The sequence below is a fragment of the Larkinella arboricola genome (assembly GCF_003259745.1).
Classification (GTDB): Bacteria; Bacteroidota; Bacteroidia; order Cytophagales; family Spirosomataceae; genus Larkinella; species Larkinella arboricola.
In genome coordinates this window covers 445,488-459,280 of record NZ_QLMC01000004.1, presented here as the reverse complement: position 1 = coordinate 459,280, position 13,793 = coordinate 445,488, and the positions used below count along the sequence as shown (strand labels likewise).

The 13,793-nt window shown below is 53.9% G+C and carries 11 protein-coding genes; 6 read left to right on the top strand and 5 right to left on the bottom strand.

What is annotated here, in order from left to right:
* Positions 1-19: 19 nt before the first annotated feature.
* Positions 20-3,328 (bottom strand): SusC/RagA family TonB-linked outer membrane protein, encoded by a 3,309-nt coding sequence (locus LX87_RS17605; protein WP_229310706.1) that lies wholly within the window; start codon positions 3,326-3,328, stop codon positions 20-22.
* 371 nt (positions 3,329-3,699) lie between these two features.
* Between LX87_RS17605 and LX87_RS17600 the strand changes: the two genes are divergently transcribed.
* On the top strand, positions 3,700-4,767 hold the full coding sequence (locus LX87_RS17600) for a sugar phosphate isomerase/epimerase family protein (protein ID WP_229310705.1): 1,068 nt from the start codon (positions 3,700-3,702) through the stop codon (positions 4,765-4,767).
* Positions 4,768-4,817: 50 nt separating this feature from the next.
* On the opposite strand, the gene LX87_RS17595 is transcribed toward LX87_RS17600, so the two are convergent.
* Positions 4,818-5,390 carry a sugar O-acetyltransferase gene (locus LX87_RS17595; protein WP_111629575.1) on the bottom strand — a complete coding sequence of 191 codons (573 nt, stop codon included), beginning with the start codon at positions 5,388-5,390 and terminating at the stop codon, positions 4,818-4,820.
* A 126-nt stretch (positions 5,391-5,516) separates the two neighbouring features.
* On the opposite strand from LX87_RS17595, the gene LX87_RS17590 reads away from it, so the two are divergent.
* Positions 5,517-6,290: a 3-hydroxybutyrate dehydrogenase gene (locus LX87_RS17590; RefSeq protein ID WP_111629574.1), complete on the top strand. Its 774-nt coding sequence runs from the start codon at positions 5,517-5,519 to the stop codon at positions 6,288-6,290.
* Between the two features lie 114 nt (positions 6,291-6,404).
* On the top strand, positions 6,405-7,856 hold the full coding sequence (locus tag LX87_RS17585) for an arylsulfatase (RefSeq protein ID WP_111629573.1): 1,452 nt from the start codon (positions 6,405-6,407) through the stop codon (positions 7,854-7,856).
* Positions 7,857-7,898: 42 nt separating this feature from the next.
* Here the strand turns inward: LX87_RS17585 and LX87_RS17580 are convergent, their stop codons facing one another.
* Both LX87_RS17580 and LX87_RS17575 read right to left on the bottom strand, forming a co-directional pair.
* Positions 7,899-8,654 carry an SDR family NAD(P)-dependent oxidoreductase gene (locus LX87_RS17580; protein WP_111629572.1) on the bottom strand — a complete coding sequence of 252 codons (756 nt, stop codon included), beginning with the start codon at positions 8,652-8,654 and terminating at the stop codon, positions 7,899-7,901.
* Between the two features lie 120 nt (positions 8,655-8,774).
* A complete protein-coding gene (locus LX87_RS17575; protein ID WP_111629571.1) occupies positions 8,775-9,026 on the bottom strand; it encodes a hypothetical protein in 252 nt (83 codons plus the stop codon).
* Between the two features lie 220 nt (positions 9,027-9,246).
* Between LX87_RS17575 and LX87_RS17570 the strand changes: the two genes are divergently transcribed.
* Both LX87_RS17570 and LX87_RS17565 read left to right on the top strand, forming a co-directional pair.
* The gene (locus tag LX87_RS17570; protein WP_111629570.1) at positions 9,247-11,388 is read left to right on the top strand and encodes an alpha-amylase family protein; all 2,142 of its coding nucleotides are present in this window, start codon (positions 9,247-9,249) and stop codon (positions 11,386-11,388) included.
* Positions 11,389-11,475: 87 nt separating this feature from the next.
* Positions 11,476-11,970 (top strand): DinB family protein, encoded by a 495-nt coding sequence (locus tag LX87_RS17565; protein WP_111629569.1) that lies wholly within the window; start codon positions 11,476-11,478, stop codon positions 11,968-11,970.
* Positions 11,971-12,113: 143 nt separating this feature from the next.
* Here the strand turns inward: LX87_RS17565 and LX87_RS17560 are convergent, their stop codons facing one another.
* Positions 12,114-13,256 (bottom strand): DEAD/DEAH box helicase, encoded by a 1,143-nt coding sequence (locus LX87_RS17560; RefSeq protein WP_111629568.1) that lies wholly within the window; start codon positions 13,254-13,256, stop codon positions 12,114-12,116.
* 63 nt (positions 13,257-13,319) lie between these two features.
* Between LX87_RS17560 and LX87_RS17555 the strand changes: the two genes are divergently transcribed.
* Positions 13,320-13,790 carry a putative quinol monooxygenase gene (locus LX87_RS17555; protein WP_111629567.1) on the top strand — a complete coding sequence of 157 codons (471 nt, stop codon included), beginning with the start codon at positions 13,320-13,322 and terminating at the stop codon, positions 13,788-13,790.
* The last annotated feature ends 3 nt before the right edge of the window (positions 13,791-13,793 follow it).

Below are 13,793 nucleotides of genomic sequence, written 5' to 3'. Positions count from 1 at the left end.
CAGACTGTAAAATCGTTAATTAAAACCCAAAGTTGATTCCGATCTGGTACATCTTGGCATACGGATAATTACCCTGATCGACGCCCAGAACCGTGCTGCCCGGGGAAGAACCCACCGACGTTACTTCCGGATCAATACCGCTGTATTTGGTAATGGTAAAGAGGTTTTGCGCCTGGAAGTAAACCCGCACGTTTTCGAACTTGATTTTTGAAGCCACACTGGCGGGCAGGGTGTAACCCAGCGTCAGGTTCTTCATCCGGAAATACGAACCGTCTTCGATGAAGTAGCTCGACGGCTGCTGGCTGCGGCTGTCGTTGGCATCCAGAATTGGCAGAACGGCATCGGGGTTTTCCGGCGTCCAGGAGTCGTACAGCATCCGAAGGCTCCGGTTACCGGCCTGGTTGTTGAAGTCAACCCAGCGTTTCACCATGTTCAGCAGTTGGTTGCCCTGCACACCCTGGAAGAAGGCCGACAGATCGAAGTTTTTGTAGCCTAGATTCAGGTTGATACCGTACGTAAAATCGGGGTGCGGATTGCCCAGGAAGACGCGGTCGTTGTCCGTGATGGTACCGTCACCGTCGGTATCGTGGTACTTATACTTACCAACAGCGGCATAACCGGGATATTTAGGCCCCGCGTCCACTTCGCCCTGATTCTGGTAAATACCGTCGATTTGCAGACCGTAGAACGAAAACAGCGGCATTCCGGCCACCGAACGGGTCCAGGTGTAGCTCCGGATGGCGGGGCCGAGCAGTACGGCGGAAGCACTGTTGTTGAGCTTAATCACCCGGTTTTTGTACGTCGAGACGTTGACGCCAATACCGTAGGTCAGTGCGCCGTTCATGGCTTTGTCGTTGTAGTTCAGGGCCAGGTCAATTCCCTTGTTGTTCATTTCACCGACGTTCACAAACGGAATCGTGGCAACACCCTGCGTCGCGGGCAGACTCACCTGATACAGCATATCGGAGGTGGTCCGGTCGTAGAGGTCCAGGTTGAAGCCCAGCTTACCTTTCAGGAATGTAGCGTCCAGACCGATGTTGGTCTGCGTAGTGGTTTCCCACTTGGCATCGGGGTTACCGAAAGCCTGGGTATCGAAACCGGCCTGCGTGGAGTTGTTCGACCCGTCAATGGCATAAGCCGACTGACTCAGACTCGAACGGTAGGTGCTGAATCCGTTGTAGTTTCCAATCTCCTGGTTCCCCGTTTGTCCCCAACCGACTCTCAGTTTCAGGTCGTTAATCCAGGTCAGGCTTTTCATGAACGACTCTTCCGAAACGCGCCAGCCGGCACTGAAAGCCGGGAAGGTTCCGTACCGGTTGTTCTGACCAAAACGGGAGGAGCCGTCGCGCCGGATGGTGGCTTCCAGCAGGTAACGGTCTTTCAGTGAGTAGTTTACTTTCCCAAACAGCGAGAACAGCGCCCATTCGTAGCCAGCACCCGCGTTGTTGATCCCGGCGGTTCCGGCACTCATAAACATATACTTTGGATCTTCCGAGAAGAAGGTAGTCCGGGTGGCGGAGAAGTCGCGGCCCGTGCCTTTGATGGCTTCGCTACCCACCAGCACGCTCAGCCGGTGGTCGGTCCCGAAGGCTTTGTTGTAATTCAGGGTGTTCGACCACGTCCAGTTAATGTCGTAGGCATTGGCGTTGGTCAGGGCATTATTTGCTTCAATTTCGGCTTCTTCCAGGTCCATCAGGGTGTAACCAACCCGGTTGGCGCTGGTGATGTCAATACCGATGCTCGAGCGGGCTACCAGGTCTTTCAGGATGTCAACCTCGGCGTAGGCGTTCCCGAAGGCCCGGAACGTATTCAGTTGGTTGTTTCGGGTACGCCACAACTGGGCTACGGGGTTCGTAGCGGGTCCGAGACCGGCCGCGCGGGTAGCCGCGAAGTTGCCCATGATGTCGTACACCGGAATGATGGTCGGAATACGGTATCCGTTACCAATGGGGTTGCCGTCCTGGTTGTTGCTCGAACTGGCCGTACCGTTGTTGTTGTAATACCCTTTGTTCTGGGTGTAGCTTACCTCCAGGTTTTCACCCAGGCGAATCCGTTTCAGAAACTGGAATTCAGTGTTGGAACGCAGCGAATACCGGTCGAACGACGTATGAATCAGCACCCCATCCTGCTTGAAGTAGTTCAGGGCAATGGCATACCGTCCGTTTTCGGTACCACCGTTCGCACCAATGTTGTAGTCCTGAATGGCCGCCGGGCGCAGAATCTCCTGGTGCCAGTCGGTTCCTTCCTTGTTGGCCCGCACGATCTGGTAGAATCCGTTGCGGTTGTAGTTGTACAGCGACGGATCGGTGCGGGGATCGCCTTCCTTCAGACCGTAGCTGGCTCCGGCCAGAATGTAGTCGGGCACCACCGCCGTCGGGCCGTTGCCGTACTGCTGGTGCGACGGGTTGCCGTTGGTCAATACCCCGGCGTTCCGGCGCTGAATCCAGAGCAGGTCGCCAAACTCCTGCGGATTTTTGATCAGGCCCAGATCCACTTTACCCACCTGCACCCCGGTCCGGGAGTTGAACGTAAACTGCGGAGCACCCGCCTTTCCTTTCTTGGTGGTGATGATAATGACCCCGTTACCGGCCCGTGAACCGTAAATGGAAGCCGCCGAAGCATCTTTCAGCACCTGCATCGACTCGATGTTGTTCGGGTTGATGTTGTTCAGACCGCCCTTGGTCGGTACGCCGTCAATGATGTACAGCGGATCGTTGTTGTTGATGGTACCAAAACCCCGAATCCGGACGGTTGCTTCGCCCCCCGGAGTGTTGTTCGACGTAACGGTAACGCCGGAAACCCGTCCCTGCAACTGCTGGGCCACGTTCGGGGCCGCTACCTTCGTCAGTTCTTTGGTATCGACCGTTGCAACGGCACCGGTAATGTCCCGGCGCGACTGCGACGAATACCCCGTCACCACCACCTCGCTCAGCGCCTTAACGTCTGATTGCAGCGTCACCTGAATCTGGCTCTGGTTACCAATGGTTATTTCCTGGGTTACAAAACCGATGGACGACACAACCAGCGTGGTGCTGCCGTCGGGCACATTAAGCGTAAAAGCTCCGTCGGCATCCGTAGTAGTTCCGACGGATGTACTGCCCTTGAGCACCACCGTGGCACCGGGAATCGCCGAACCGGACGCATCAATGACTTTTCCCCGGATCGGCAGCAGAGCTACCTGACCCGCCCTAATGGTGGTTGCCGTTGCCATCGGAACCGTCCCAACAGCAAAAGAAACCCCCGAAAACTGACTTAGCAGCACCAATTGGACAAGGCCCATGCGTTTGATACGCGGCCAGGAGGTCTGCTGGTAAAAGCGTTTTTTCATAATAGGTTGATTTTTAAATCAGAAAAGTAAGCGCAATAGGCTGTCTGCCTCTTTTTGAGTGAAGAGAGAGTTAAACAAGCAGATAAAATAGGATTTACAGACAAGTGAATACCGCAGCCGCCTTATTCACTTCTTGCTTTTGAGAAATTCAGCAATCTATCCTGAGCGGGATCATGAACATTAATTTAGGTTAGAAGTTTGGAGATGGTCTACAGTCAACGTGTGCATCCAAAAATAAGAACTCACGATTGGATTCAAAATATAATTTTGACTATTATTGGAATAACAAAATTTAATTACGATATCTTTCAAAACACGAACCCTAAGACCCAACGCATGATGGATATTTTTCGCTACAGGCTTTGTAACGAATGCTTTTCGTATCAATTTGCAATCTGTCGTTCTTTGACACCCGATTCAACGCCCCTCACCTTAATCAGCACCACTTAACCGACAATCTCATGCAGCATTTTGATGATACTTCAGCCCCGAATTCACGGCGCGAATGGCTCAAGAAAGCCTCTTTGATGGGTTCTGCCCTGCTGGCTGGTCACGCCCCCGAAGCCGCCCCTCAACCGAAGGCACCCGTCGTCCGGAGAATTCCGATCAGTGTTTCGAGCTATTCGTACTGGCATTTTACCCCGGAGAAGTTTCCAATCGAAAACGTCATTGACAATGCCGCCCGGCTGGGGTTCGATGGAGTGGAAGTTCTGCACCGCCAGATGGCCGATGAATCCATTGCCTACCAGAACAAGTTAAAGCGACTGGCTTTCGACAGCGGTCTTTCCATGCCGCTCCTTTCGATTCACCAGAATTTTCTTCAGCCGGATCTGGCGAAACGAAAGGCCGATATTGAGCACACGTTTAAATGCATCAACATCGCCACTCAGATGGGCATTCCCTGCGTTCGGATGAATACCGGCAGTTGGGGAACCATCAAAAATAAACGGCAAACGAATTACTATCAGACGGGTATTGAGCCGCCCATCGAGGGCTATACGGACGAAGACGGTATCAAGTGGGTAATTGACGGTATGGGCGAATGCCTGAAATACGCGGAAAAAGCGGGCGTTGTGCTCGCACTGGAAAACCACTGGGGGCTTTCGTCTAACACCGATTACCTCCTCCGCATGTACAATGCGCTGAAAAGCTCCCCGGCGATGGGCCTCAACGTCGATACGGGTAACTTCGTCGGCGAACCGTACAGTGGCCTTGAAAAGCTGGCCCCGTATGCCACCATTGTTCAGGCGAAAACCTACTACGGCGGAGGCACCTTCTACGACAAGGAGATGGACTACACCCGCATCGGTAAAATCTTCCAGAAAGCGAATTTCAAAGGGTTTGTTTCGCTTGAGTTTGAAGGAAAAGAGGACCCGAATACCGCCGTTCCCAAAAGCCTGGAAGTACTCCGGAAAGCCTTCACCTATACGATAGGCTAGGCTCTAAACTGTTACAATAAGTAACCGGTAATCCCTACAACGGTTACCGGTTATTTCTGTTCGTCCGAAGTCAGCTGCCGAATCACCCGGCACGGATTCCCGGCGGCAAACACATCCGGCGGAATATCCCGCGTTACGACGCTGCCCGCGCCAATGATGGTTCGGTCGCCAATGGTGACGCCCGGACAGATGACCGCACTACCACCCACCCAGACATCCTCCCCAATAACAATCGGCTTGGCATATTCCACTGCCGAAGCCCGCACCTGCCAATCCGTGGGGTGCGTGGCGGTGTAAATCTGGACGTTCGGACCAAACAGCGTCCGGCTGCCGATGTGGACCGTCGTGACATCCAGCACGATGCAGTTGAAGTTGAAAAAGACTTTCTCGCCGGTGATGATGTTGCTGCCATAATCGCAGTAAAAGGGCGGTTGTAGCCACAATCCATCGCCCGCCCGTGGGATCAGCGCCCTCAGGATTCGGGTTCGTTCGTCGGGCTGATCTTCCCGGCTGGCGTTCAATTCCTGAATCAGTAACCGGGCCTGAACCCGTTCTTCGCTCAGTTGCGGGTCCAGCGGATCGTACAAGTCACCGGCCAGCATTTTTTCTTTTTCGGTTTTCATCCAGTCAGGAGATCGTCGTGTTTTACGGTATGAACCGGGAAACGCCGGGCACGGTTTTGTAAAATTTGCGGAACTGCCGTTAGGTTACGGTTTCCAGGTGCTTTATTCGCGAAAAGCCCGGAAAGTATGCCAGAGAAAACCGTATTGATTACCGGAAGCACCAGCGGGATCGGGCTGACCATTGCCCGCGCCTTTGCCCGTGAAGGCTACAACCTCATTTTTAACGGCCTGGAACCAGATGGTGAGCAAATTGCGGCTGCGGTGGCCCGGGACCATGGCATCGACCATGTTTTCGATGCGGCCAATATGCTGAATCCCCAGGACCTGCGGACCATGATCCGTCGGGCGGAAGAACGGTTTGGTACTATTGACGTGCTGATTAACAACGCCGGTATTCAGCACGTATCGCCGGTTGAGACGTTTCCGGAGGAAAAGTGGGATGCCATTATCGGCATCAATCTGACGGCGGCTTTTCACCTGACAAAAGCCATCTGGCCCGCCATGAAACAGCAGCAATTTGGCCGGATCATCAACATCGCGTCGGCGCACGGTCTGGTGGCTTCCGAATACAAAAGTGCCTACGTGGCCGCTAAACACGGTTTGATTGGTTTCACGAAAACCGTGGCGCTGGAAGGAGCGCCCCACGGCATTACCGCCAACGCGATCTGCCCCGGTTACGTCAAAACTCCGCTGGTTGAAAAACAGATTGCCGACCAGGCCCGGACTCACCAGATTCCCGAGCAGGAGGTGGTCGAAAAAGTAATCCTGACGAAACAGGCCATCAAAGACTTTATTCCCGCCGAATCCATTGCCGCGCTGTGTTTGTTTCTGGCTTCCGACGGGGCGGCTACGTTAACGGGTGCGGCCCTGCCCATCGACGGTGGCTGGCTGGCCCAGTAATTTTTACCGCGCACGATTTGTCTACATAACGAGTAGGATTAGTAGCGAACCATTTTTTTAGAAGAAACAGGTTTCTTACTTTTACCGCCCTGTATCGTGTATTCCAGCCCAATTATGCCTAAATACTTCGTTCATTTCCTGGTACTCCTGGCGCTCTCTTCCGTTGCAAACGCCCAAAACCGTTCGAATGCGACAGCCCAACGCCCCAACATCATTTTTATTCTGGCCGACGACCTGGGCTACGGCGACATCGGCGTGAACGGTCAGAAACTGATCAAGACCCCGAACATCGACCGGCTTGCGGCTGAAGGCGTGCGCTTCACGCAGTTTTACGCAGGCACGTCGGTTTGTGCGCCCTCGCGGTCATCGCTCATGACCGGCCACCACACCGGCCATACCTACATCCGGGGTAACAAAAGCGTGGAGCCCGAGGGCCAGCAACCCATTGCCGACTCGGTGGTTACCATGGGCGAAACCCTGCAAAAAGCCGGGTACACCACGGCGGCTTTTGGCAAGTGGGGACTGGGGCCGGTCGGGTCGGAAGGCGACCCCAACAAGCAGGGTTTCGACCGGTTTTACGGCTATAACTGTCAGAGCCTGGCCCACCGCTATTATCCCAACCATCTGTGGAATAACAGCGAAAAAATTGTTCTGGAGGAAAACAAAAACCTGCTGCACGCCAAGCAGTATGCACCCGATCTGATTCAGCAACAGGCACTGAACTTCGTACAGGCCAGCGATCCGCAAAAACCGTTTTTCCTGTTTCTGCCGTACATCCTGCCCCATGCTGAACTGCTCGTTCCGAATGACAGTATTTTCCAATACTACAAAGGCAAGTTTGCGGAAAAGCCGTTCAAGGGAGACGATTATGGGCCAAATGCCAGAGATGGCGGTTACGCATCGCAGGAATTCCCGCATACGGCCTTCGCGGCTATGGTAACGCGGCTCGACCTATATGTGGGTCAGATTCTGGCGGCTCTGAAAGCCAGGGGACTGGATCAGAATACACTGGTTATTTTTTCCAGCGACAACGGCCCGCACCTGGAAGGGGGCGCCGATCCGAAGTTTTTCAACAGCGGGGGCGGTTTTCGCGGATTCAAACGTGATCTCTACGAGGGCGGCATCCGTGAGCCGATGATTGCCCGCTGGCCCGGAGCCATTAAAGCCGGTACACAGAACGACTACATCGGCGCTTTCTGGGACTTACTGCCGACGTTTGCCGAACTGGCCGGTACGAAAGCGCCCGCTGCCCTCGACGGTATTTCGTTCGTGCCCGCGCTGACGGGAAAAGGAACGCAGAAAAAACACGATTATCTTTACTGGGAATTCCACGAACAGGGCGGTAAACAAGCCATTCGGCAGGGCAACTGGAAAGCCGTTCGCCTGAACGCGGCCACCAACCCCAACGGCCCCGTCGAATTGTATGACCTCTCGAAAGACCCGGCTGAGACTACGAATCTGGCCGCCAAAAACCCGGCGAAAGCAGCCGAATTGGGCTGTCTGATGAACCAGTCGCACGTACCATCAGCCTTGTTTCCATTTGGCAACGAAAAAGCGGCCCGTTAGACTTAACGGGGTGGGCCGATCTGATGAGCCCACCCCTATTTTTTATCTCGCCAGGTAACCGCCATCCACCGGATAATAGGCTCCGGTCACAAACGACGCCTTATCGGACGAAAGCCAGATGACCAGTTCGGCTACTTCTTCCGCCGTTCCCAGTCGCCCAATGGGGTGTAATCCAACGAGCATTTGCCGGCCCTCCTCTGGAAGCGCGCTCAGAAGCGGGGTATCGATGTAGGCCGGTCCAACGGAGTTGACACGAATGCCACGCGTGGCGTATTCCATGGCTGCGGTTTTGGTCAGGCCCACCACACCGTGTTTAGCCGCGACGTAGCCCGGCGACTGCGGAGTACCGACCTGCCCCAGAATGGAGGCCATATTGATGATGGAGCCAGTACGGTTCTGGCTGAGCATGGCTTCCAGCTCGTACTTCAGGCAGAAAAAAACGCTGTTCAGGTTGATGTTAATGATCCGCTGCCAGCCTTCCAGCGAATAGTCGGCCGTCGCATTTAGCTCCCCGCCGATTCCCGCGTTGTTACAGGCAATATCCAGCCCGCCAAAGGCCGAAACCGTTGCCTGAACCAGTTGCTGACACTGGGCCGCGTCGCCGACATCGGCTTTGAAAAAGCGGGCCTTTCCACCGGCTGCTACAATTTCGTCAACCACCTGCTGACCCAGTTGTTCATTCACATCCGACACCATCACATTGGCGCCGTGCTGGCTATAAAGAATGGCTACTGCCTTGCCGATCCCGGAAGCGGCTCCGGTAACCAGAGCGGTTTTTCCTGCTAAGTCTTTCTCCATAAGAAAATACCGTTAAAGGTTTATTTTGGTCTGCTTTAATCGTTCAAAATCACTGTGGCAAAACTAGAACAGGTGGTTTACCCAAACCCTGATGTTTCTTTTGCGGGTGAGTGATAAATGTCAGGTTAACAGTCCAAGCGTTAGGGCTTCCTTATGGGTAATGCGCTTTAATCGGGCAAAGGCATCCTTTCGAACCTTCACCGACGTATCGTCGAAGCGCCTGAAAGTGGCCCAGTCGACATATGCCCGGTTTGACTCCTGATCCAGAAAACCGCCATACTCGAGCTGATGGTGATCCAGTTCTGAAACGTAAATGACGGTTAAGGTGATCGCCGGTTCCGTTTTGGAGTAGAAGGTCCAGGTGAGTTTCATAGCCTTGGGTTCGTTTTACAACGATACGTATTTTTCGTCGTAAGTTATCCGTGTTCGGTCAGTAAGGCTTGTCCCCTCCCGAAACTATCCACGGCAACCTTGCCGGTTCCGCGCCCCGAACCCCGAAGGCTAACCCCCGGCAGTATCCACGACCTTTCATTGGTTAACGACTGGTTTCTCCCTATTTTTAGTCCCATCGTTCCAACCAGAACTGTTCATCGTGAAGAAAATACCGCTCCTCTCCCTCTTGTGTATTCTGCTTTTCTCTTGTGCCGGTTTTGCCCAGAAAACGGTTCTACCAAGTACCGTCGTAAAATGGCCCGATCATCTGCCCTGGTGGGAACCGAACAACCTGCGCGTCATCCAGACCAACCTCCCCGCCTATGAAGCCGCCACGCTCAACCCCGATTCGCTGCTGCAGGACCTGCTGGATTGCTCGGCCAATACGCTGCTGATCAACGCGGGCGGCATCATGGCCTTCTACCCCACCCAGCTTGATTTTCACTATACGAATCCGTACATGAAGCCCAATACGCTGGGCGAGGTCATCCGGAAATGCCACCAGCACGGCATCCGGGTCATTGTGCGATTTGACTTCAGCCGGGTACACGAAAGCATTTTCAAAGCCCATCCCGACTGGTGCTACATCTCCCCCAAAGGCGAGCGCATCATCAACACGGATATGTACGTCGTGTCCATCAACGCGCCGTATGTGCAGGATAGGGCGTTCAAAATCATTGCGGAAGTGATCGACCAATTCCCGATCGATGGGATATTCCTGAACATGCCGGGCTACCAGGTTCGGAACCCCTACGAAAACGTGTACCACGGCATCGACCAGAACGAATACGACAAAAAAGCCTTTGCCCAATTCAGCAACGGCCTGACACTGCCGACCGTGGAGGACAAAGCCGATCCGGTGTTTCAGAAATACCTGGCGTTTAAGAAAGCCACGGTGGAGGACTGGTCGAAGCGGCTGCATGAACTGGTCAAATCCAAAAACTCCCAGATTGCCATCTGTACCTACATGGACAAATACGTGGACATTATCCGGCACGAGTCGCAGTCGAACACCAGCCTGCCCTACTGGCCCTACACGGCTTCCGACAATGTGGCAAATGCCGTCAACTCGTTCCCCGACCACGTCATCAGCAACGCCAGCATCCAGCAGATTTCGTTTCAGTCACGCTACAACGCCGTTGAACCAGAGGAAGTTGGCATTCGGTTATACGAGAACATCGCCAACGGTTCGGGGCTGGATATCAGCCTGATGGGCGACATGCGCGGCTACGAAGACGAGCGCAATTTTGCTGTTGTGAAGAAGCTATACGCCCACCACAAAAAGTACGAGCCCTATTTCGGGAAATACCGTTCCGTCGCCCAGATTGCCGTTGTCGCGCCGGGAGCCTGGCCGAGTGGCGAACCCATGCAGGAGTACCGCGGCATTCAGCTCATGCTCAAGGAAGCCCACATTCCATTCGATATCATCGAAGACGCGCAGCTTGCCAACCGGGCCGAAAAAGTAAAATCGTACAAACTCTTGATTCTGCCGGAAATCACCTACCTGAGCACCGACGCCATCCGGACGCTGAAAGAAGCGAGTCAGCAGGGCACCAGCCTGATTGCCACCAACCGCAGCTTATTCGACAGTCCGGAAACGTTGCAGGAACTGTTCGGAGCCAAAATCATCAACAAAGACCACGACGGGGCCGGTTTTTACCTGAATCCGGAGAATAAAACCGTCTTTAAACGCTTTGCTAAGCAGAAAATGCTGTTCTGGAAATTCAACCTCGGTCTATACGACCTGAAAGGTGCCGACCAGCGTTTTTTGCCCATTCTGGCGAAGGGCCGACCGGGACCGCCCGAAATCATCGGCGGCCACGATCCCACGGGTTATTTCGCGATGGGCGTCAAAAATCACCCCAAAAGCAAGGCCGTTATCCTGCCCGTCAACCTGGGTCGGCTGTATTATATGCACGGGTATGAGCAGCACAAAAACCTCCTCCTCGACGCCATCGACCACATTTTCCCAGCGGCCACCGGGCTTATAAAAACCAACGCCCCGGCGCGCGTCGAAGTCATTGTGCAGGAATACACCCGGAACGTTCCGGCCAATGTGAACAAGAAAACCGCCGACGGCCAGATTCTACACCTGGTCAACCTGACGGGTTTCAGCGGCAACACCTACTTTGAACCGCTGCCGGTTTACGACCTGACGTTCCGCGTAAAATCCCCCTTCAAACCGTCGAAAGTCTTTTCGATGGCGACCGAAAAACCGATTCCGTTTACCTGGAAAGACGGTTTTGTGGAATTCAGGGTCGGGAAACTGGGCGCGTTTGACGGGGTGGTGATGGACCGGTAAAATTTATCGCTTCCCGGCCAAAAGCTACTGACATAGGGCTGTCACCAAGTCGCGTTTACTTTGTGATGTAAACAAAACCCAACAACTATGTCACAGCTCATTGAAATGCTTTTGAAGGAAATGGATCAGGAAGCCAACACCACCCGGAAAATGCTCAGCCGCGTGCCCAACGACCAATACGACTGGCAACCGCATCCCAAAAGCATGACCGTTCGCTCGCTGGCGACGCACATTGCCGAATTACCGACCTGGGTTTCGCTGACGCTGAACACCGACGGACTGGATTTTGCCACGACCCCCTATCAGCCCAAAGAAATCAACGATACGGATCACCTGCTCCAGTATTTCGAGGAATCGTTGAAGGAAGGTCGTGACGAATTGGCTAAGGCCACCGACGAAGAGTTGCCGAAACGGTGGGTACTGCGCAATGGGGAGGAAATTTACAGCGACGGCACCAAAGGCGAGATGATCCGCATCGCCTACAGCCAGATTGTTCACCACCGCGCCCAGCTTGGCGTTTACCTCCGGCTGCTGAATATCCCGATTCCGGGCAGTTACGGCCCCAGTGCTGATGAACAATAAGTGAGAGAAAAGACAAGAGAATAAAGACTTAACGATAAAGCGATGAGACAAAGGAAGAAAGAGTTCAGCCTGTACCGGACACTTGTAGGGGCGGTTTCTTTCTTCCCCTGTCTCTGCTCGCTTGTCGCAATTCTAGTGCCGCGTCAATATCCCTGTAGACTCAGGTCTTCGGTTTCGATCATCTCCACCCGCTTGCCCATTTTTTTCTGGATGATTTTGAAATGGTGTTCGTCGTCGGGTGTAATCAGGGAGATGGCTTCCCCCTCGGCTTCGGCGCGGCCCGTGCGGCCAATCCGGTGTACATAATCTTTGGGCGAACGCGGCAATTCGTAATTCACTACGTAGGGCAGCAACTGAATGTCGATTCCCCGCGAAATCAGGTCGGTTGCCACCATCACCGGCAGCGACCCGGCTTTAAACTTTCGCAGCGTTTCGGTGCGGGCACCCTGGCTTTTGTCGCCGTGGATTGCTTCGGCCTGAACACCGTTCTTGCGGAGTTTTACGACCAGATTGTCCGCCGTCCGGGTCGATGAAACAAACACCAGCACCTGCTTCATCTGCTTCTCTTTGATCAAATACCGTAGCAACGGCCCTTTACGTTCGGCATCGATGCGGTAAGCCACCTGTTTGATCTGATCCAGATTCTGCGGCTCTTCGGCAATTTCGACCTTGATCGGGTGGTGCAGCAGGTTGTCCCGGATTTCCTGAATGGCTTCTTTCAGCGTCGCGGAAAATAGCAGCGTCTGCCGTTTTTTGGGCAGCATCTCAAAGATCTGGTTCATCTCGTCGGCAAACCCTAACTCCAGCATTTTGTCGGCTTCGTCGAGCACCAGCACTTCCACATCCCACAGATGCAGGGCGTTGGAAGCTACCAGATCGAGCAGCCGGCCCGGCGTTGCTACCACCACTTCGGCATCCCGCACGGCAATCATCTGCGGATTGATCGACACCCCGCCGTAGACCGCCAGCGTTTTTATCTTCCGGGGTAGATACGCGCCAAACGCCTGAAAAACTTCGGTTACCTGAACAGCCAGTTCGCGCGTTGGCACCAGCACCAGGGCTTTGACACTCCGGTTCACCCTGGTTTTTCGGCGGTGCAACCGCTCCAGAATGGGCAGCACAAACCCGGCGGTTTTGCCCGATCCGGTTTTGGCAATCCCTAATACATCATGCCCTTTCAGAATGACAGGAATTGCCTCCTGCTGAATGGGATATGGATTGATATACTGCTGGGCCGCGATGGCTTTCAGCAAAGGCTCGGATAAACCGAGCGAGGAAAAAGACATAAAATTCCGGTATGGTTGGAAAGCAAAACGCGTTATCTTTTGCTGAAATAATCAGCCAGCAACATGAAAACAAAAATGGGTGTACAGCCCGGCGCTTTACCCGCAAAAGTAGGTAAAACACCCGATCAAAGGCTCCGGCGGGCGTTATTTCTTATTTTTAGTATGGGCCTGACAGCCTTTAGAGGCACCGCTTTGGCCCAGCCTAAAAGCGCGCCAAACAACGGCCTGGTTATGCGGATGGCCAAACTCGTTATTGACCCCGAGCAGTTGGAACGCTATAAAGCTGCGCTTAAAGAGCAAATCCAGACTTCCGTTCGCGTCGAACCGGGCGTGCTGGCGCTCAATGCGGTGTATGATAAGAAACCGCCCACGCAGGTAACTATCCTGGAGATTTATGCCAACGATGATGCCTATAAAGCGCATTTGCAAACGCCCCACTTTAAAAAGGACAAAAGCACTACCCTGAACATGGTGAAATCCCTCGAACTTGTGGAGGTAGTTCCCATTGCGCTTGCCTCAAAGCTGAAGCCGTAAGGC

Bases quoted from the DNA above. Each gene is read 5' to 3' on its own strand.
- LX87_RS17605 (WP_229310706.1), bottom strand. From the start codon at position 3,328: ATGAAAAAACGCTTTTACCAGCAGACCTCCTGGCCGCGTATCAAACGC.
- LX87_RS17585 (WP_111629573.1), top strand. From the start codon at position 6,405: ATGCCTAAATACTTCGTTCATTTCCTGGTACTCCTGGCGCTCTCTTCC.
- LX87_RS17555 (WP_111629567.1), top strand. From the start codon at position 13,320: ATGAAAACAAAAATGGGTGTACAGCCCGGCGCTTTACCCGCAAAAGTA.
- LX87_RS17560 (WP_111629568.1), bottom strand. From the start codon at position 13,256: ATGTCTTTTTCCTCGCTCGGTTTATCCGAGCCTTTGCTGAAAGCCATC.
- LX87_RS17600 (WP_229310705.1), top strand. From the start codon at position 3,700: ATGCTTTTCGTATCAATTTGCAATCTGTCGTTCTTTGACACCCGATTC.
- LX87_RS17590 (WP_111629574.1), top strand. From the start codon at position 5,517: ATGCCAGAGAAAACCGTATTGATTACCGGAAGCACCAGCGGGATCGGG.
- LX87_RS17595 (WP_111629575.1), bottom strand. From the start codon at position 5,390: ATGAAAACCGAAAAAGAAAAAATGCTGGCCGGTGACTTGTACGATCCG.
- LX87_RS17565 (WP_111629569.1), top strand. From the start codon at position 11,476: ATGTCACAGCTCATTGAAATGCTTTTGAAGGAAATGGATCAGGAAGCC.
- LX87_RS17580 (WP_111629572.1), bottom strand. From the start codon at position 8,654: ATGGAGAAAGACTTAGCAGGAAAAACCGCTCTGGTTACCGGAGCCGCT.
- LX87_RS17575 (WP_111629571.1), bottom strand. From the start codon at position 9,026: ATGAAACTCACCTGGACCTTCTACTCCAAAACGGAACCGGCGATCACC.